The sequence below is a fragment of the Paenibacillus sp. FSL K6-1566 genome, from assembly GCF_038050475.1.
In the GTDB taxonomy this organism is placed as follows: Bacteria; Bacillota; Bacilli; order Paenibacillales; family Paenibacillaceae; genus Paenibacillus_AQ; species Paenibacillus_AQ lactis.
In genome coordinates, this window is the sequence record NZ_JBBOSR010000001.1 from 1,565,167 (window position 1) to 1,583,547 (window position 18,381).

Sequence of the window (18,381 nt, forward strand, 5' to 3'; positions counted from 1 at the left end):
CCGATTAAAGATTGTCTGCTTAAAAAATAGATCATTTCCCTCCCAATCCATCAACAAGTCCTGGTGCTCCAATAACCGGCCCTGATCCCGTTATTTGTAGGATATCGTAGCATTTCATTTCGCCATTTCATTTCACTATCGTGCGTAAAAATAGGATTATCGTATGATTTGCCAAGCTACTTGATCGCTTGTTTGCGGAACTCCGTCGGGGAGATGCCGGTGTATTTTTTAAAGATGCGGCAGAAATAGGATAGCTCGTTGAATCCGGTGGAATAGCATACGTCCGTGACGGAGAGCTCGGCCTGCTTGAGCATGACCATAGCCTGAAGAATCCGGAGGTCGGTCAAATAGCGGTTGAAGGTTTTGCCTGTCCAATCCTTGAATACCTGACAGAAGGTGGACCTGGACAGATTCGAGAGATCGCACAGCGCGTGAAGCTTCAAATCCTCCTGGTAGTGGCGGTGAATGTAATCGACCACCTTGGTCATGATCTCCCGGTACTTCTCGGATTTCTCGAATCCTTCCCGGACGAGCTCGCCGTTGACCTGCCGTACCAGAATGGAGAGCAGTACGAGCAGCTGGGCCTTGAGCGTCAGCTGAAAGAAGGGGGCGCGCCGCTCATATTCCATCAGCATCTCCTTCATCACGTTACGCACTGCGGTTTCGGTTCCGCCGTCCAAAGAAATCCGGGCCTGGGCATCCGTATCCTCGCGCAGAAACGATCCCAGAAAGGCCGCATCGAAGAAGACCTCCTCCTCCGGAAGCTCCTCGAACCGCTCATTCACAAACGAAGGCATGAATTCGCAGCCGTAGATTTCATAATCTCCGTCCTTGGGGATCGTGACGCTGTGCAGCGTGAACGGCGGGATGACGAAGATATCGCCTTTGGTCAGCTGATAGGCCCGGTTGTTCACCGTGTGCGACAACGTGCCTTTGGCCACGTACCATATTTGAAAATAGTCGTGGCAGTGCGTCCACAAGCTCTGCTGACGGATCAATCGATACATTTTGCAAGGAAGTCCTTCCAACATCTCCATCTTTGAGTTAAAATAAACGACACCTGATCCCGTTAGCTTCTCAAGATCAACTTGGCTCCAATAAATACGCATTGTTTTTCCCTCCCTGATCGTATCCCTGATTTTTAAGAAAACGCTTTCAAAACATATTTCGTCAAAGCTGTTTCCTTCCCCCCGACGATCTCTAAGAAATTTGCAGCGTCCTTCTTCCTCCCCTTTGGAACCATAAGTCGCCGGTTTCGTGTAAGCCGGGTTTCAAAGGGAGCTAAAGACCATGAAAAAAATCGTGTATTTGGATGGCTTGCGAGGGCTTGCGGCCTTTGTTGTCGTGATCGCCCATTTCGTTCAGGTGTTTATGCCTTCCGTGATTGAAGGGCGGGAGGAGATCCGGCATTTCGCATTCGAGGAGATGCTGGCGGAAACGCCGCTGAACCTGCTGTTTAACGGCAATTTTTCGGTATGCCTGTTCTTTGCGCTGAGCGGCTATGTGCTGAGCTGGCGCTATTTTCGCACCGGGGACCGCACGATTCTGTATTCCGCGGCAATAAGAAGGTATTTTCGGCTGGCGGGACCTGCGTTTGCGTCGGTTGTGATCGCCTATGTCTGCATGATTGCCGGCTGGGGCATGTTCGACGATGTCAGGGGACTGACCGGCTCGTCGATGCCGGATCCGTTTGCGGCGGATGCGAGCCTGCTTACGATGGTGAAGGAGGGGCTGTTTCATACGTTTTTCACCTATGGCGCGCAGTATAATCCGGTGCTGTGGACGATGACGTACGAGCTGTTCGGTTCGCTGTTCATTTTTGCGTTTTTGCTTCTCTGCGGCAGACGCCGTATCCGCTTTGTCCTATACGCCGCCCTTGTCTGCTGGCTGCTCGATTCTTATTACCTTGCGTTTGTGATCGGCGTGCTGCTGAGTGACCTTCAGCACAGCGGGAGGGACCGGCTGGCACGGGTCCGGCGTCCTTGGATCAATGCCGTCCTGCTCGCCGCCGGCCTGTTCTTCGGCTCGTATCCGTACATTCATCCAGCCGGCACCCTTTATGCCGTGCTCTTATGGGAATCAAGCAAGTTTGACTTCTTTGTGTTCTATCACGTGATCGGGGCAGGACTGGTGCTGACGGCTGTGCTGAATTCTAGCCGGCTGCAGGCTCTCCTGGGCAGCAAGTGGTGCGCGTATTTGGGGAAAATCTCGTTCTCGCTCTATCTCGTTCATTTCACGATCCTATGCACTTTCGGCTGCTTCCTGTTCTTACAGCTGAGCGCCGTTCTGCCTTATGGCATCAATCTTCTGATCACGTTCACGGTAACGCTGGCGTTCATCATGGCATTCGCACACGGGTTCTACCGGCTCGTTGACGCCGTGATCCTTGATATGTTGTCCCGGTGGAACAAACGGATGTTCATCGGAGCGAAGCGGGCGGGGAAGAAAGGGGGAACAAAGCCGGTATCAGCCGGCGAACAAGCGATGGATTAACCGCAAAGCCGTCTGGCGAGGCATGGAATCGACGATTACCGCGAGGCACGGAACGTGAGGCCCGGCACCGCGATCACCGTCAGGCGAGGCAAGGCACAGTGATTGCCGTCAGGCGAGGCAAGGCACCGCGATTGCTGTCTGGCGAGGCCCGGCACCGGCGGTAGCCGTCTGGCGAGGCACGGAATCGGCGATTGCCGCCAGGCACATCATCGCCATTGCCGTCTGCAGGAGCCACAGCACGAGGAAGCGCCCGGCCTGATTTCAGCATGCCGGGCGGCGGTGCGCATATAAAAAAACAAACCTTCTCTCGGCGGCGGGGCATTCAGCCCCGCCTTGCACAAGAGAAGGTTTGTTGTGGTTGCATTCCATCGATCCGATCATCCGCTGCTGGCATGGGTCTGCACCACTTGCTGCCTGCGATAGGCACCCGGCGTCATGCCGACCGCTTTTTTGAAGGTCCGGTTGAAGGAGGTGATGTTGAGGTAGCCGACGCGCTGGCTGATTTCATTAACGGTCAGGTCGGTGCAAGTCAGCAGCTCCTTCGCTTTATTTATGCGGATCCCAAGCAGATGATCGCTGAAGTTGAGGCCGGTTTTCTCTTTGATGTACACCGAGAGATAGGCGCTCGACAGGTTCAGCTTGGCGGAGAGATAGTCGAGGGACAGGTCCTCCGCATATTGGTTATGAATGATGCTCAGGAACATGGCGATCAGCGGTTCCTCGCCGCTATCCTTCTTCTTCCGTATCAGGGCGCAGGACGCTTCGATCAGCTGGCGGAAGACGCTTTGGTATTCGCGCAGGCAGTGGCATTCCGCCAGCCGCGAGCCCCACTGCTTCAAGGATTGAAGCTGAGCTTTGTCGACCTGGGCCATTTCCGCATAGCCGATAATTTTGGAGGCGGCGGCATCGGCGAAGAAACGGAACTGGGCAATGCCGGCCTCTTTGCGCTGCAATGCCGCAAGCGCCTGCTCAATGATCTGAAGCGCTCGGCCGTCGCTGCCTTCCTGCAGGGCATCCAGCAATCCCTTCTCCTGGGACGGGCTGAGATGGACCGTCGTCGGAAGCGTCCGCGGCTTCGTCACCAGCTGCGATTCCTCCAGAAGAGGGGCTTGCTCGGTCAGCGCTTTGACCTGACGGTAGGCTTCATTGAAGCCGGAGGAATCGTGGACCTGCGAGCTGACAGCGATGGTAACGAGGAACAGCTCGGTCTCGTTGTTCAGCATATCTTTCATTTCCTCCAGCAGTTTTTCCAGCTGACTGGCTTCTTCGCGCTTGAAGATCGAGATGATCTCGTTCTTCTCGATCTGGAACGTATGCGAATCCGGGTAGCGCTCCGCCGTAAACAGATGGATATGCTCCAGCATATGGCGGACCGCTTGGTCCGTCTGGAGCGGCGGCTCGCCGCTTGGATTCAGGCGGAACCGGATATGATACAGCACGACGATAAAGCTGCCGTCATCCGACAGGAAATCCTCCCATTCGCTAATATCCGTATTGATGCTTTTCAACTGGCTGATATAGGAGTAGCTGGTCAGCACCGATTTTTGCTTGTTCAGGCGGTCCCGGATCTCCTCCTTCTCCCGCAGCAGGTCCTGGATGCGGCTCTTGATGAGATCGTATTCATTGATGCTGCCTTGATACGGCTGCGGCGCGTGAGTCTTGCGATTGAGCACCGTCGTCAATATCTGCTTCACCGGCTTGTGCAATCTGCGGCTGAAGAAATAGGAGGCCGCCAGAGCTACCCCGAGCGATAGCGAGAAGATGAGCAGCAGCGCCCCGGTCAGCCTGCTCAGCTGAGCAGACACATGACTGTATGGGACGGCCGAGATGTAGGTCAATCCGTCGTCTCCGGCTTCCGCAAAATAGTAAGTTCCGTCCTTGAGCACGGCTTGCTGCCCAGAGGCAAACGTCGGCAGCTCATTGGCGCGAAGGTCTCCCCATGTGTACAGCACATCCCCGTCCGCGTTCAAAATCGCAAGCGAGCGGTCGCTCGGCTCCCCGAAGAAGGATTGAGCGGCCTTGTCGATATCGATCAGCGCGATAATCTGGTAACGGCTGTCCAGCTGCTGATAGACGAATGGCATCAGTTTTTTCTCGGACAGATCATTATGGATACGGTAGACAGCAGCCGGAAGCAGGCTGAAGGATTCCCCGCTGCTCTTGTAGCTGTTCCAGAAGGCGTAGGGGTACTGCTTGCTAGTATAAGACCGGTCGAGCATATAAGGAGCATTCCCGCTTCCGGATTTGCTGAGCACAAAATCATGCTCCTTCAGATAAATCAGCGTATCCTCCAGGAAGAAGAGCGGGTTGTAGATATCGCTCCGCATCTGGAGCATGACATCACGGGCCTTCAAATAATTGACCTCGTTGCCCGTCTGCTGGCGGAGCTGATTATTGAACCCGATTAAATCGGCATGATTATATATGTCAAATAACAGCACCTGCAGCCGGCTGAACTGGTAGGAGAACCGTTCCGCCGTGTCGTGGACCGCCTGCTGGCTCGTATCGATAATTTCTTTTTGAAGGCTGGATTTAAATAGATGGAAGATCACGGCATAGAATAGGCCGAACAAAACGATGATGGCCAAAAAGCTGAGGAAAATTTTGAAGAACAGGCTTCTGCTCTTGCTTTTGATCCAGTTCATAAACGATCCCCCTTTTGTATGTATTCGCGTTTATGGTCCTCCCCACAGTATAAAGGACAAGTATTAAGGATCGTGCTGCGTGGTGTTAACCCACCGTAAAAAAGGAATAGTCATTATTTTAGATTTTAAGCTTTAATTTAGGAAAAACGCCCGGCAGCCCGGCAATCCAATGAAAGGCGAGACATCGAAAAAATGGTCAATACCCATCCCGGCAATCGGTCGTATATGATGCAGATGTGAACCGAAGAGCAGGAGAAAGGTTCAGAAACGAAAGTGAGGGGATGTCCGATTTTAGAGCGTCAGGTTCGTAACATGGAAGCGCATTCAACAAAACCCGGCAGCACACGTGGCAGCAGCGTCTGGCGAGGTACGGTGAAGCAGGTGCGCAAAAACTGGCAGCTGTATCTATTATTCCTGCCGGTTCTGCTCTACTTCATCGTGTTTCACTACGTGCCGATGTACGGGGTACAGATCGCCTTCAAGGATTTTATCGCCAATAAAGGCATTCTGGAAAGTCCTTGGGTAGGCTTCAAGCATTTCGAGCGCTTCTTCAACAGCTTCTACTTCTGGAGAATCATTAAAAATACCCTTGGCATCGGGCTGTATGAATTGATTGTCGGGTTCCCGATTCCGATCATACTTGCCTTGATGATCAACGAAGCGCGGTCGGGCCGGTTTCGCCGGTTCATTCAAACGGTAACTTATGCACCTCATTTCTTGTCAACGGTCGTGGTCGTCGGCATGATCATGATGTTTCTGTCTCCGGTCAGCGGACTTGTCAATTTCATTATCACCTCCTTTGGCGGGGAACCGATTGCCTTTATGACGGAGCCGTCCTGGTTTAAGAGCATCTATGTGTGGTCCGGCGTCTGGCAGAGCATGGGGTGGAGCTCCATCATTTATTTGGCGGCGCTCGCGGGCATCGATCCGCAGCTGCATGAGGCCGCCAAGGTGGACGGTGCAGGCTGGTTCCGGCGAATCTGGCATATCAATCTGCCGGGGATCGCCCCGACGATGATCATTCTGCTGATTCTGAACATCGGATCCATTCTGGGGGTCGGCTTCGAGAAGGTCTTCCTGATGCAAAATTCGCTCAACATGGAAGCCTCGGACGTTATCGCCACGAACGTATACCGAAGCGGGATCCTGGGCGCCCAGTACAGTTACTCGGCGGCGGTCGGATTATTCAACTCCGTCGTCAACTTTATCATGCTGATTACCGTCAACCGGATCGCCCGCAGAGTCAGCGAGACCAGCCTATGGTAAGGAGGAAGCAGCTATGCCACAAAGCCGGAGCGAACGCATTGCCGGAATCTGTATTTACATTATATTATCATTAATTTCGCTTGTTGTATTGTATCCGTTATATTTTGTGCTTATCGCTTCGATCAGCGCGCCGGAGACGGTGATGCGCGGAGAAGTATGGCTGTGGCCCAAGGAATTGTCGTTTGTCGGATATGAGCGGCTGTTCGCCAACAAGGAGATCATTCAAGGATTTCTGAACACCGTGCTCTATACGGTAACGGGGACGGCGCTGAACCTCGTGATGACGATCGCGGCGGCGTATCCGTTATCGAGGGCGGACTTTAAGGGACGCAACGGGTTCATGCTCATCATCGTCTTCACCATGTTCTTCAGCGGCGGCATGATTCCGAGCTACCTGCTGGTTAAGGAGCTTGGCATGCTCGATACGATCTGGGCTATGATTATTCCGTCCGCGGTGTCGGTATGGAACATCATCATCATGCGTACGTTCTTCCAGAACTCCATTCCGAAGGAGATGCAGGAAGCGGCCTTCATCGACGGCTGCTCGAATATGCGGGTGCTGTTTCGCATCGTGCTTCCGCTCTCCGGTCCGATCCTGGCCGTTATGGTGCTGTTCTACGCGGTCGGCCACTGGAATTCCTATTTCACCGCCCTGATCTATCTATCCGACCGGTCGAATTATCCGCTGCAGCTGTTCCTGCGGGAAATTCTCGTCCAAGGGCAGATGCAGGAAATGGTCGATATCAGCGACGATTCGCTGGCCCGGAGTCTGATGGATGCGGAAGCAATCAAATACGCGGCGGTCATTGTGACCAATCTGCCGATGCTGCTCTTGTATCCGTTCTTGCAGAAGTATTTTGTCAAGGGAGTCATGATTGGAGCCATTAAAGGCTGACATATTCAAATGATAAGACTATAGGAGGCAGTGACAATTATGGTGAAAAAATGGGTTTCGCTCACATTGACAGCGGTGCTGGCAGCGGGGCTGCTGGCTGGCTGCGGGAGCAAAAGCGGGGATGGCGCAACGAAGGAGGGGGAGACGGCCAAGTCCAATTTCAACGAGACCGGCATGCCGATCGTAAATGAACCGCTCAACCTGACCTTCTTCACGGGCAAATCGCCGACAAACGGAAGCAAGTTCGAGGATACGCTCGTATGGAAGACGTATAAGGACATGACCAACATGAACATTACGTTCAACCTTGTTCCGTTCGAGACGCTGACCGAGAAGCGGAACCTGGCGCTTGCCGGCGGGGATTATCCGGACGTGTTCTACTCCGCCCGGGTAGGGTCGGCTGAGCTGACGCGCTACGGCGAGCAAGGCGTCTTCATTCCGCTGAATGACCTGATCGATAAATATGCGCCGAATTTCAAGAAGCTGATGGAGCAGTACCCGGATATCCGCAAGGGCTTGACGATGCCGGACGGCAACATTTATTCCTTGCCATCCTTCTACGATCCGGAGCTGCTCTCGATGCTGATCGGTACGCCGCTGTGGATCAATCAGGAATGGCTGGATAAGCTCGGTATGGAGGAGCCGAAGACTACCGAGGAGTTCTACGCCTACCTGAAGGCGGTTAAGGAAACCGACCTGAACGGCAACGGCAAGCATGACGAGATTCCATACTCTGCAACGGGCATCACCGGTCTCGTTGACCATTTGAAGGGCTCCTGGGGCCTTGGAACGAGCGGGCTTGGCCATAAGTTCGTCGATGTCGATCCGGAAACAGGCAAGCTGCGGTTTACGAAGGCGGAGCCGAAATACAAGGAAATGCTGGAGTTCATGAACAAGCTATATAAGGAAGGACTGCTGGATAAAGAGATCTTCACGATTGAAGGCGGCGCTTTGAACGCGAAAGGGCAGGAAGGCTTGCTCGGGGCTACCGTCGTGCCGAATCCGGAGACCGTCATGGGACGCAAGGAATATATCGGTCTCGGTGCGCTCAAGGGACCTCACGGCGATCAGCTGTACTCCCACGTAAAGGTGCCGATGGTCCACGTAGGGGCATTTGCGATCACGGACAAGAACCCGAATCCGGAGGCGACGATTCGCTGGATGGATTACTTCTATGGCGATGAGGGAGCGCAGTTCTACTTCATGGGTAAAGAAGGCGAGACCTACACGAAGAACGCCGACGGTCAGCTTGAATATGTGAAGGAAATTACCGAAAATCCGGACGGCTTGACACAGGACCAGGCGCTGGCGAAGTACTTTACATGGCTTGGCGGCAGCTATCCGGGATTGGTGCGGGAGAGCTGGTTCAAGGGCTCCGAGACGCTTCCGAGCGCGATGGCGGCAGCCGAGAAGGCGGAGCCTTATGCAGTGAAGGAAATTCTGTATAACTTCAACTTTACGCTGGAAGAGACGGATATCATGTCCTCGATCGGCAAGGATATTCAGGATTATGTCACCGAGATGGAGGCGAAGTTCGTCAATGGCTCCGCATCCTTCGACCAGTGGGACGAGTACGTGAACACGCTGAACAAGATGGGCCTGGAGGAATACATGCGAGTGTATCAGGCGGCATACGACCGCTACCAGGCGGAGTAACAAGCGGTTGGTTTAGGGTATAAGCTATTATTGTGCAAGCATGAGCAGCCCGCTCAAGGGAATATCCCTTGATTGCGGGCTGTTTCCGTTATTCCTGAGAGGTATTGCTCGTATATATGCGCTGAGGTTTGATATAAAGGCATAGACGTCAATTACGCATCTCCAAGCAGCACGATCAGGGGCATTGTGGAAAGAACGTGTCCGACTGGCGCCGTGATTTTTGCTGGTGATTTTCTCTATATGGAATGGTAATATTTATGAAAAGATGTTGACCCGCAGGTCGTTGCAGCGTCAGGAGCTCAAGTCATCATTGGCGGGAGTTATGATGATGGTTTAAGAGGGGGCTGTGTAGCGATGGAGCGGAAGGTTTCCATGAAGAAGATTCCAAAAGGGGTAGCGGAATGGGTATTCAGGCCGAGACGCAGGTACGGGCGCTTTCCGAGAATCGAGCGGATGGTGGAATTGCTGTTCAAAGCGATACTCATTTTTTGGGCTTTTATCGTGATTCGCTGGTTTATCCTGATCACGGTTGCGACGATGAGGCATTTCGGCGTGTTTGATTAAGCAGTATTATTGTCAAAGAGCTGTCCATTATAAGACAGGACTAGAATCAGAGTGAAAAAAGTTGTGGTAACTATTATATATTTGCTGTATAATTGTTAGTAAAGAAAAATATATCTTTTTAATTTGAAAGAAAAATGTATTTTCATGAAACCATTCATGGTATAATTTCCATACCATACAACATCAACCGGGATACCCTGGTTTGAGTTTGTTGCAGCATTTAAAAAATAAAACATGAATATGGATCTTCGGGGTAAGGTGAAATTCCTGACCGGCGGTGATGCTTCGATTCGAAGCTTAGCCCGCGACTCGCGACAAAACAGCCTTCGCAAGGCCTGCAATCGCGACTGACTTGGTGCAATTCCAAGGCCGACGGTATAGTCCGGATGGGAGAAGATCAAAGCTTGGTTTGCTGTGGATTTTTTTCGAAAAATCGCATGATAGCAGGCTTATTTGATCAGCCCCCGTTTACGCCGACATTGCTCGGCAGGCGGGGGCTTTCTGCTGGTAAGACCTCCGTATTCAGGATGAGGAGAGGTAAAGATGGATAACGTAAATATCGGTGTCAAGGTCAAGCCTTACGACTCCGGCGCACAAGCAAGGGGCCGAATGCGGGGAGGATTTTGGCTTGTCGTATTGGGAGCGGCCCTCTGGGGCGTGGACCCTTTGTTCAGGGTCATTCTTCTGAAAAACCTGACGTCGGCGCAGATTGTTTTGCTCGAGCACATCATCATTTCCTTGATTGCCATTCCGGTTTTGTGGAGAAACCGCGTTGAATTGCGAGGTATCGGCTGGCGCCATGTCGGAGCGCTGCTGTTTATTTCCTGGGGCGGCTCCGCGCTGGCCACGATCCTGTTCACGATGGGCCTGTCAAACGGCAACCTGAACGCCGTCCTGCTGCTGCAGAAGCTTCAGCCGCTGTTTGCGATCATGCTCGCCAGCCTGCTTCTGAAGGAGAAGCTGCCTCGCCACTTTGGCATTTTGCTTATTGTTGCTCTGGCGGGCACTTATCTGCTTACCTTTGGCATGACGCTGCCTATTGGTCACTGGAACGATTTTGTGCAGATCGGAAGCCTCTTATCGTTGGGCGCAGCCGCATTATGGGGCGGCTCGACGGTGATGGGACGGCTGATGGTCGGCAAGCTGAAGTATGAGACGGTGACCTCGCTGCGCTTCGTGCTGGCGCTGCCGCTGCTGACCTTCATGACGTGGAACGAAGGAGCCGCATGGAATATGCCGGCATTCGGTACCGGCGCTTTTGCCGCGGTATCCTTGAATCTGATCGGCCAGGCGCTGCTGCCGGGACTCTTGAGCCTGCTGGTGTATTATAAAGGGCTGACTACTACGAAGGCCTCCGTCGCAACGCTTGCCGAGCTGAGCTTCCCTATGGTCGGCGTTCTCATTAACTGGATCGTATTCCAGGAGGTTGTGACAAGCGCCCAGCTGCTGGGCTTTCTGCTGATCTGGATCGTTCTGTTTGTCATATCGAGGCAGTCGGAATCGTCTGAGCGGACGCTATCGTAATGAATGACTTCTTAATGAATGACTTCTTAATGAATAATTCATAATCTAAAGCTTCACGGCGTATAACTTCCATGACCCGGCGGGCATTCACCCTTGAGGAGGTCCGCCGGTATATCGAGGCCAACGCATGATTTCATAACCGTCGTTAACAGCCCTTTTCCCTTGGTAACGGAGCTATCTTCGCTTCTAACCTGCGGGGAGAAGGCTTTTTTCATAGGTCTGGATAAAAAAGCAGTTGAAATCGGAGCAACTCTCGATTAAAGTGGTAACCAACTGCCATACTAGTATGAAAAGGTGGATGGGTTGCCTATGACTATAACGGTCCAAGATGTCATTGATCGATTAACGGGACAATCCGGATCGCCGGATGCCTCGGTCGACGGAATCGTGGCGGGGGACGGGGGCGCGGCTGTTCGGGGAATTGCGGTTGCCTTCATTGCTTCGCACGACGTGATCGTACGGGCGGCGGAATTGGGCGCGAATTTGTTGATTACGCATGAGGGCGTCTTTTACAGCCATCATGAAGCTGGGCCGGATCATTTGGGGGACAGCCCGGTCGTTCAGGCCAAGCTGGAGCGTATCCGCTCCAAGGGGATGAATATATACCGGCTGCATGATGCTCCGCATCGGACCGAGCCCGACGTGATAACCGAAGGGCTGGTTAAAACCTTGGGCTGGAATGACCAGCTCGAGAAGCATCTGCCAACAGCGGCCATCGTGGCTCTGCCGGAGGGGATGACCGTTCAAGGGATCGCAGAATATATCAAGGATCGGCTGCATCTGCCGTACGTTCGCTTTGTGGGCAGCCGGGACACGGTATGCAAACGGATCGGAATCGCGGTTGGCTATCGGGGAGGCGGGCAGCACGCCATTCCGCTGTATGAACGCGAGCGGATGGATATGCTGATTGCAGGCGAAGGACCGGAGTGGGAGACGCCCGAATACGTCGCCGATGCGGCTGCGCAAGGACGGGACCAAGCGCTGATGCTGCTCGGGCATGGGGCGAGCGAGGAGCCGGGCATGCGGCTGGTTGCCGATCGGCTTCGGGACTATTTTCAGGAGCTTCCCGTTCATTTTCTCCCGGCACGTCCGTTGATTCATATCATCTAGACTTAAACTTGTTCGGTCGATGTACTACTGTATCTGGAAAGATATCGAGAGAGAGAATATCAAGAAATTGTATGGATAGAAAGAGGTAACCGTATGTCAACAGGGCCAAGGATCAAAGGATCGACCCGGGATTATTCATATCATCTATTAAAAGACCGTATTATGCGCCTCGATCTGGAGCCGGGCACCAAAATATCGGAGAAGGAAATTGCCGAAGAGCTGCAGGTCAGCCGAACGCCGGTACGCGAAGCCTTCATGAAGCTTGCCGAGGAGGAGCTGCTGGATATCATTCCGCAGAGCGGGACGCTTGTATCCAGGATCAACCTTACGCATGTGGAGGAGGGCCGGTTTATCAGGGAGAAGATTGAGAAGGAGATCGTTGCGCTGGCTTGCGAGCGTTTCCCGGAGGAGCACCGTTTTCGCTTAGAGACCAATCTTGCGCTGCAGGATGTGAGCGCGGACAACCGCAACCGATATAAGCTGTTCGAGCTGGACGAAGAGTTCCATCAAATACTGTTCGCAGGCACGGGGAAGGAACGGACATGGAAAATGCTCCAGCAGCTCAATATCCACTTCAACCGGCTGCGTCTGCTGCGGCTCTCGATGGACTCCAACTGGGAGACGATCATTGCCCAGCATAAGGAGATTTATCGGCTGATCGTGAGCGGGGAGACGGAGCAGGCCGTGAAGACCATGGAAGGCCATTTGCGCCTGGTCGTTGTGGAGCAGGACCTGCTTCGCCAGAAGTACCCTCAATATTTTATATAAACCGCACAAAAAGATGACCCCTGCATCGGCAGAGGCCATCTTTTTTTAGCTCTGGAGACCAGGGTTATCGTATCGATCGTTGAATGACTTGATCGAGAAGATCCGCAACGCGCGACGGTCCTTCTTGAAGATCCGCGCTGCTCAGCGTCAACCAGCTGTGGCGCTCATCCATATCCAGCGAGCGTTCAAGCCAGCCTGCAACACCGCTTCCCTTCCGGTCAACCTCGACCAGAACCGAAATTCCGTCGCGCTGGGGATACAGAATCAGCTCCAGCTCACGCATCCGGCTTGCGTATTCACGTCCCGGATAGAATTCAATTTCCTGCACGAACGGAACCCCGCGTCCCAGTCGGGAATGATATTCGCAGGAGGCCGTTTTAAACTGGAACCCGAGCTCGGAAGCCGCGTCGAATATAACAGCTGCCTCCGGCCCTGGCGTAACCTCAATATAGTCGTAATCCTTCGGATCGATTGCATTTTCGATATCAAGTCCGGTATGAACCCATACCCGCTGTCTGGAGAGCGTGAGCGGCGTTTCCAGCGGAAGCGGGAAGGAGAACGGGATTTCCAGTTCATCGCCCGCCTTTACAAGCAGGGAGTCGGTAATGCTAACCTTAGCCAGCACGCAGGATTCCGTGAATTTGCTGTCATCCCGCTCGCGGATATACTCGGTCATTACCTTTAGGTAGATGCGGTCCACCTTCTGTTCCACATTGCCGCCCCGAATATAGACGATCCCGCTTACTTCCTCCCCCGGATAATATGAGGATTTCTCCAGGCGGGTATCAATCTGCGCTGCGCCGATCCCGACGCTGGCCAGAATTTTGTTAAAAAACGACATGAACGTTGTCCTCCTTAAAGTATATAAGACGAACGATTGAACTGAATGTGGGCCAAGCACGTAAAATGTTCCTACAATCGTGCCCGCAGCCCATTCATTTGTTCATCCTATATTAGGATGTATAATACTGGCTTATACGGACAAAAGCGGCCGGAAGTTTCTTACATCAAGGCATTTTTCAAAAAATATTTTTTAGGGAATTAAAGTGGTGCTCTCGCAGATTTGCCGTGCCGACACGCCAGCTTCGCGGGGGGCTTATTCATGCGATCAACCGATGACATGTATCCTCAACAGTGCTTGCGTCCCTCTCATCTGCATAGATGCAGCGGCTTGCCGCCAGGAGTTAGCTTTCGCGGAGGGCGCATGGTATAGTGAAGTCGATACCCTTTAAGGATGGAGTATGTAACATGAGCAAACAACAACGTTCTGCGCATAATAACAAAAATAGCAAGCATGGCAAGGCAGAAGGAGCCAAACCGAACGGACCAGCGGCGTCGAGCCGTCCGAAGCCTTCCGGGAAGCCGGCCTACTCGCGAGAAGATTCGAAGCCGGCAACAGGCCGAAAGGCTGCTTCTTCCAAGGAAAGGCCGAATCCGAAAGTGGGGAAGGCGCCTCATTCATATAACCAGAAACGGCGTTCAACTTCCAATACCACCAACGCGGAGGAGCTGAAGTCCGGCGATATCATCATCGTGACGATCAAGCGGCTCGGCATCAACGGCGAAGGCGTCGGCTACTATCGCCGCAAGGCGGTCTTTATTGACGGCGCCATTACGGATGAAGTCGTCAAGGCGGAGGTCCAAGAGGTTCAGCCGAAATTCATCAAGGCCCAGCTGCTGGAAGTGGAGAAGCGTTCACCCCACCGGATCGAGCCGCCGTGTCCGGTGTTCGGGATATGCGGAGGCTGCCAGATCCAGCACATATCCTATGAGGGCCAGCTTGCGGCGAAGACCGATATCGTCCGCGAGGCGTTCAACCGGTACGCCGGGTTGGACAATCTGCGGTTCAAGCCGATCCTCGGGATGGAGCATCCGTGGAATTATCGGAATAAAGCCCAGCTGCAGCTAAAGCGGCAGGGCCGCGAGGTCATCGCGGGACTGTATGAAGCCGACAGCCATTCCATCGTCGATATCAGCGGCTGCCCGATCCAGCATCCGAAGGTGAACGAAGCGGTGGAAAAGGTGAAGTCGGTGTTGGAGGAATTGCGCATTCCTCTATATAAGGAGAACGGGAGCAAGGATGGGGTGCGAACCATCGTGGTCCGCCACGGCTTCCAGTCCGGCGAGCTGCAGGTGACGCTCGTAACGGCAGGCAGCCGTCTGCCGCGGCAGGACGACTTTGTTCGAATGCTGCGCCTGACGATGCCGGAGGTCAGCGGCATTGCCATGAACATCAACCCGAAGAAGACCTCCCTCATATTCGGAGAGCGGACGATAACCCTGTGGGGAGCCGAGAACATGCAGGAATCGCTGAGCGACCTGCAGTTTGCGCTGTCGCCGCGGGCATTCTTCCAGCTGAATCCGCAGCAGACGGTGAAGCTGTATGAATCGGTGCGTGCTGCGGCCGGACTGACCGGCCAAGAGACGGTCATTGATGCCTACTGCGGGACAGGCACGATTGGGCTGTGGCTGGCTCCGTATGCGAAGGAGATCCGCGGGATCGAGGCGATTCCCGAAGCGGTGGAGGACGCCTGTATCAACGCGCAGCGCAACGGCCGCACCAATGCAAGCTTCCATGTCGGACAGGCAGAGGAGCTGCTGCCGCGCTGGGTCAAGGACGGATTGCGTCCCGACGTCATAATCGCGGATCCGCCGCGGACCGGCCTGGACCCGCGCTTTCTGGAGACGATCCTCCGCACCAAACCGAAGCGGTTCGTGTACGTCTCCTGCAATCCGTCGACGTTGGCGAAGGATTGCAAGGTGCTGCTGGACGGAGGCTATGAGATCGATTGGGTGCAGCCGGTCGATATGTTTCCGCAGACGAGTCATGTGGAATCCTGTACACTGCTCGTGCGAAAGGACAATTAAATCGGAGATGATTGGCCAAATCAAGAGGGGTGAAAGAGCCCCTCTTTTTTTTGACGTATTTTAGCATGGTAACATTAGCTAAACGAGGTTATCTTTTGTGCAATCATGTTAGTCATGGCATGTTTGTGAGGAATCCCTGAAGAATTGCAGTCGAAAACGATTTCCGAACTGTCCTTCATGAGCCAGTCGTGATAATGCGTGAGTAACTCCCCAGAGTACCATTTATAGGCATTGGGTTCTTTTTCAGGTGGCGGAGCAATAAACGGTTTATTTACAAACACATTAAAGACATGAATGCCGTTTTCGTTTGTAAACTGCTTATAATTATCAAATATCTCTTTACGATATTCCGGCTTTATGTAGTGCAGCACACCACTTGAAAAAATAATGTCATAATGAGTATCTAAACGGTAATCCAAAATATCTGCCTTAAAGACATGAACGTGAACTCCGGTTTTTTCAGCGAGGCTTCTTGTCTTCTCAATCCCCGCGTCAGAAACGTCAAATGCGCTAACCTCATATCCATTTCTTGCAAAGAATACGGCGTCTTTCCCTTCGCCGCAACCAATATCCAGTAATCTCAGGCGTTTGGTCGGAGGCATAAGTTGCAAGACCTGATAGCATGCATCATTAGGCTCAGTCCCCCAGTAATAATCTTGTGTTTTATATTCTTCCTCATAAATCGTAATCCGTTTGTCCTGCGCTGTATACCCAAGAAGTTTATCGATGCTTACTTCTAACGTTCTCGATAACTCAGGGAGTAATGCAATATCAGGCATCGACTGAGCATTCTCCCATTTGGAGACTGCTTGGAAAGAAAGCCCAAGGATTTGTGCAAGCTCTTCTTGGGTAAGTCCCTTCTCTTTGCGGTATATGGCTATGTTCCTTGCTAATGTTTCCTTCATGATCTCTCACGCTCCTTCTAGTAAACCAATTGTATTGGAGCTGCCTGCAATGAACAATAACTTCATATTTGAGCTTTTATATTATTCAACCACCAGTTGAGCCAAGAATAATTCATAGAGCCGCTTCCTGAGAGGGCGTAAGTTAAAGCCGACAGAGTCTATCATTGCTGAGAAAAAGCAAACCATAAGAAATGGACGCTTTTGATTCGATATAAAATAGGGCTAAATTGCGAGTTTCATCGGTGTATAATATGGAAAGGACTGATGATGATGTTGGAAAGATCCAGAAGAAAGGACATCGCATCAAGAATCGTCAAAGCGACGCCGCACGCAGTCTATGGAGCATTCATGAATCCTAAGGCACTCGTTGCCTGGCTTCCGCCGGAAGGGATGGAAGGCCGGATCGACGCATTCGATGCCCGTGAAGGCAGCATTGAATGCAACATATATGCCCGATAATAGATGCGGCAGATCAAGCGAAGGAGGAATGAACATGACAAAGATGGAGTTATCGCCAGAACAACGTGAAGAACTACTCCAAACATTGAAAGCCCGTTTCGAGAAAAACATGAACCGCCATCCAGGACTTGAATGGGCCGACGTACAAGCAAAGCTTGAAGAAAATCCTGAAAAACTGTGGTCGCTCCATGAAATGGAGGAAACCGGGGGAGAGCCGGATGTCGTTGGTTACGACGGCAAGACAGGCGAGTACATATTCTATGATTGTTCGGCTGAAAGTCCAAAAGGCCGCAGGAGCGTCTGCTATGACCGCGAAGCGCTGGAGTCAAGGAAAGAACATAAACCGAAAAGCAGTGCCGTCGAAATGGCAGCTGCCATGGGCATTGAGCTGTTAACGGAAGAGCAGTACCGGGAGCTGCAGCAGCTTGGCAATTTCGATATGAAGACATCGAGCTGGGTGATCACACCTGAAAGGATTCGAAGACTCGGCGGGGCCCTCTTTTGCGATCGCCGTTACGACACGGTCTTTGTATACCATAATGGAGCGGAATCCTACTATGCAGCCAGGGGGTTCCGCGGCTCGCTAAGAGTCTAAAAAGCAGGGAGTCGGCGCTGCTGCGGGGCTTCCATGGTTTTGGATTGTACTAATAGATCCGCACGTCGATTGAGAATTTTTAATGGAATAGGAAATGTTTTTAGGGAGCGTCTTTTTGGGCGCTCTCTTTTTATTTGGCTGGCAGGGAATGGGGCTATCTTTGGTAATTATTATTATATCAATTTAATATGTTTACTTATTATATTATTTTGATATAATAAAAATCGATCAAACGAATAAGGAGGAAAACACGATGTTTAAGAGTGGCAATGTAACGGTGATGGTGTCGGATATGAAGAAGGCGGAGCAATTTTATGTCGAAACCCTTGGATTAAAGCTGTTGCCTGAAAGCGACGGGCATTTTGCGCAGATCGAAGCACCAGGGTTGACGATCGGACTCCTGCATCTAGCCGGCGAACATGGGGGTGACCCGGTAAATTCGGGCAGCATGTCGATTGGCTTGGAGGTAGAAGAAATGAAGTCGGCCATCGAGACACTTAAGTCTCGCGGCGTAGAGTTCCATCATGCTGTAGAAGGCGAAGCCGCCAAAGTCGTACATTTCAGTGACCCTGACGGCAATGCCCTCTATTTGGTTTGTAACCGATAAGCCAAGGATATAGAGACAAAGTAAGG

17 protein-coding genes and 1 riboswitch are annotated in these 18,381 nt (G+C 52.5%); of the genes, 12 read left to right on the forward strand and 5 right to left on the reverse strand.

Annotated features, from left to right (window positions below):
* Positions 1 to 176: 176 nt before the first annotated feature.
* The gene (locus NST08_RS06575; protein WP_007131623.1) at positions 177 to 1,109 is read right to left on the reverse strand and encodes an AraC family transcriptional regulator; all 933 of its coding nucleotides are present in this window, start codon (positions 1,107 to 1,109) and stop codon (positions 177 to 179) included.
* Between the two features lie 181 nt (positions 1,110 to 1,290).
* Here NST08_RS06575 and NST08_RS06580 point away from each other — a divergent pair, with 181 nt between their 5' ends.
* Entirely contained in the window at positions 1,291 to 2,493 is a 1,203-nt protein-coding gene (locus NST08_RS06580; RefSeq protein WP_341341616.1) for an acyltransferase family protein, read from the forward strand.
* A 79-nt stretch (positions 2,494 to 2,572) separates the two neighbouring features.
* Here the strand turns inward: NST08_RS06580 and NST08_RS06585 are convergent, their stop codons facing one another.
* Positions 2,573 to 2,815 carry a hypothetical protein gene (locus NST08_RS06585; protein WP_138919352.1) on the reverse strand — a complete coding sequence of 81 codons (243 nt, stop codon included), beginning with the start codon at positions 2,813 to 2,815 and terminating at the stop codon, positions 2,573 to 2,575.
* Between the two features lie 55 nt (positions 2,816 to 2,870).
* Entirely contained in the window at positions 2,871 to 5,138 is a 2,268-nt protein-coding gene (locus NST08_RS06590; RefSeq protein ID WP_007131625.1) for a helix-turn-helix domain-containing protein, read from the reverse strand.
* Between the two features lie 312 nt (positions 5,139 to 5,450).
* On the opposite strand from NST08_RS06590, the gene NST08_RS06595 reads away from it, so the two are divergent.
* The 7 genes from NST08_RS06595 (at position 5,451) to NST08_RS06625 (ending at position 12,921) form a co-directional block, all read left to right on the forward strand.
* Positions 5,451 to 6,404 (forward strand): ABC transporter permease, encoded by a 954-nt coding sequence (locus tag NST08_RS06595; protein ID WP_007131626.1) that lies wholly within the window; start codon positions 5,451 to 5,453, stop codon positions 6,402 to 6,404.
* A gap of 13 nt (positions 6,405 to 6,417) precedes the next feature.
* On the forward strand, positions 6,418 to 7,299 hold the full coding sequence (locus tag NST08_RS06600) for a carbohydrate ABC transporter permease (RefSeq protein ID WP_007131627.1): 882 nt from the start codon (positions 6,418 to 6,420) through the stop codon (positions 7,297 to 7,299).
* A gap of 39 nt (positions 7,300 to 7,338) precedes the next feature.
* Entirely contained in the window at positions 7,339 to 8,955 is a 1,617-nt protein-coding gene (locus tag NST08_RS06605) for an extracellular solute-binding protein (RefSeq protein WP_007131628.1), read from the forward strand.
* A gap of 354 nt (positions 8,956 to 9,309) precedes the next feature.
* Positions 9,310 to 9,519 (forward strand): hypothetical protein, encoded by a 210-nt coding sequence (locus NST08_RS06610; protein WP_028404493.1) that lies wholly within the window; start codon positions 9,310 to 9,312, stop codon positions 9,517 to 9,519.
* A gap of 240 nt (positions 9,520 to 9,759) precedes the next feature.
* Positions 9,760 to 9,921: riboswitch (FMN riboswitch) on the forward strand.
* 141 nt (positions 9,922 to 10,062) lie between these two features.
* Positions 10,063 to 11,043: a DMT family transporter gene (locus NST08_RS06615; protein ID WP_007131630.1), complete on the forward strand. Its 981-nt coding sequence runs from the start codon at positions 10,063 to 10,065 to the stop codon at positions 11,041 to 11,043.
* Between the two features lie 309 nt (positions 11,044 to 11,352).
* Positions 11,353 to 12,153: a Nif3-like dinuclear metal center hexameric protein gene (locus tag NST08_RS06620; RefSeq protein WP_007131631.1), complete on the forward strand. Its 801-nt coding sequence runs from the start codon at positions 11,353 to 11,355 to the stop codon at positions 12,151 to 12,153.
* A gap of 93 nt (positions 12,154 to 12,246) precedes the next feature.
* Positions 12,247 to 12,921, forward strand: a complete 675-nt coding sequence (locus NST08_RS06625) for a GntR family transcriptional regulator (protein ID WP_007131632.1) — start codon at positions 12,247 to 12,249, stop codon at positions 12,919 to 12,921.
* A 64-nt stretch (positions 12,922 to 12,985) separates the two neighbouring features.
* Here the strand turns inward: NST08_RS06625 and NST08_RS06630 are convergent, their stop codons facing one another.
* Entirely contained in the window at positions 12,986 to 13,762 is a 777-nt protein-coding gene (locus tag NST08_RS06630; protein ID WP_028404495.1) for a sporulation protein, read from the reverse strand.
* Positions 13,763 to 14,169: 407 nt separating this feature from the next.
* Between NST08_RS06630 and rlmD the strand changes: the two genes are divergently transcribed.
* Entirely contained in the window at positions 14,170 to 15,789 is a 1,620-nt protein-coding gene (gene rlmD, locus NST08_RS06635) for a 23S rRNA (uracil(1939)-C(5))-methyltransferase RlmD (protein ID WP_341341618.1), read from the forward strand.
* Between the two features lie 74 nt (positions 15,790 to 15,863).
* Here the strand turns inward: rlmD and NST08_RS06640 are convergent, their stop codons facing one another.
* Positions 15,864 to 16,694, reverse strand: coding sequence for a methyltransferase domain-containing protein (locus NST08_RS06640; protein WP_007130927.1), 831 nt, complete (start codon positions 16,692 to 16,694; stop codon positions 15,864 to 15,866).
* A 264-nt stretch (positions 16,695 to 16,958) separates the two neighbouring features.
* Here NST08_RS06640 and NST08_RS06645 point away from each other — a divergent pair, with 264 nt between their 5' ends.
* From NST08_RS06645 to NST08_RS06655, 3 genes are all read left to right on the forward strand, one after another.
* Positions 16,959 to 17,153: a hypothetical protein gene (locus NST08_RS06645; RefSeq protein ID WP_040738919.1), complete on the forward strand. Its 195-nt coding sequence runs from the start codon at positions 16,959 to 16,961 to the stop codon at positions 17,151 to 17,153.
* 34 nt (positions 17,154 to 17,187) lie between these two features.
* Positions 17,188 to 17,748, forward strand: a complete 561-nt coding sequence (locus NST08_RS06650) for a DUF4256 domain-containing protein (protein ID WP_007130925.1) — start codon at positions 17,188 to 17,190, stop codon at positions 17,746 to 17,748.
* 253 nt (positions 17,749 to 18,001) lie between these two features.
* Positions 18,002 to 18,355 carry a VOC family protein gene (locus NST08_RS06655; RefSeq protein WP_007130924.1) on the forward strand — a complete coding sequence of 118 codons (354 nt, stop codon included), beginning with the start codon at positions 18,002 to 18,004 and terminating at the stop codon, positions 18,353 to 18,355.
* Positions 18,356 to 18,381 lie beyond the last annotated feature (26 nt).

Excerpts from the sequence above, each read along its gene's own strand:
- NST08_RS06625 (WP_007131632.1), top strand. The coding sequence starts at position 12,247 with ATGTCAACAGGGCCAAGGATCAAAGGATCGACCCGGGATTATTCATAT.
- NST08_RS06590 (WP_007131625.1), bottom strand. The coding sequence starts at position 5,138 with ATGAACTGGATCAAAAGCAAGAGCAGAAGCCTGTTCTTCAAAATTTTC.
- NST08_RS06595 (WP_007131626.1), top strand. The coding sequence starts at position 5,451 with ATGGAAGCGCATTCAACAAAACCCGGCAGCACACGTGGCAGCAGCGTC.
- NST08_RS06615 (WP_007131630.1), top strand. The coding sequence starts at position 10,063 with ATGGATAACGTAAATATCGGTGTCAAGGTCAAGCCTTACGACTCCGGC.
- NST08_RS06575 (WP_007131623.1), bottom strand. The coding sequence starts at position 1,109 with ATGCGTATTTATTGGAGCCAAGTTGATCTTGAGAAGCTAACGGGATCA.
- NST08_RS06585 (WP_138919352.1), bottom strand. The coding sequence starts at position 2,815 with ATGCCCCGCCGCCGAGAGAAGGTTTGTTTTTTTATATGCGCACCGCCG.
- NST08_RS06605 (WP_007131628.1), top strand. The coding sequence starts at position 7,339 with ATGGTGAAAAAATGGGTTTCGCTCACATTGACAGCGGTGCTGGCAGCG.
- NST08_RS06600 (WP_007131627.1), top strand. The coding sequence starts at position 6,418 with ATGCCACAAAGCCGGAGCGAACGCATTGCCGGAATCTGTATTTACATT.
- NST08_RS06610 (WP_028404493.1), top strand. The coding sequence starts at position 9,310 with ATGGAGCGGAAGGTTTCCATGAAGAAGATTCCAAAAGGGGTAGCGGAA.
- NST08_RS06655 (WP_007130924.1), top strand. The coding sequence starts at position 18,002 with ATGTTTAAGAGTGGCAATGTAACGGTGATGGTGTCGGATATGAAGAAG.
- rlmD (WP_341341618.1), top strand. The coding sequence starts at position 14,170 with ATGAGCAAACAACAACGTTCTGCGCATAATAACAAAAATAGCAAGCAT.
- NST08_RS06620 (WP_007131631.1), top strand. The coding sequence starts at position 11,353 with ATGACTATAACGGTCCAAGATGTCATTGATCGATTAACGGGACAATCC.
- NST08_RS06645 (WP_040738919.1), top strand. The coding sequence starts at position 16,959 with ATGATGATGTTGGAAAGATCCAGAAGAAAGGACATCGCATCAAGAATC.
- NST08_RS06640 (WP_007130927.1), bottom strand. The coding sequence starts at position 16,694 with ATGAAGGAAACATTAGCAAGGAACATAGCCATATACCGCAAAGAGAAG.
- NST08_RS06630 (WP_028404495.1), bottom strand. The coding sequence starts at position 13,762 with ATGTCGTTTTTTAACAAAATTCTGGCCAGCGTCGGGATCGGCGCAGCG.
- NST08_RS06650 (WP_007130925.1), top strand. The coding sequence starts at position 17,188 with ATGACAAAGATGGAGTTATCGCCAGAACAACGTGAAGAACTACTCCAA.
- NST08_RS06580 (WP_341341616.1), top strand. The coding sequence starts at position 1,291 with ATGAAAAAAATCGTGTATTTGGATGGCTTGCGAGGGCTTGCGGCCTTT.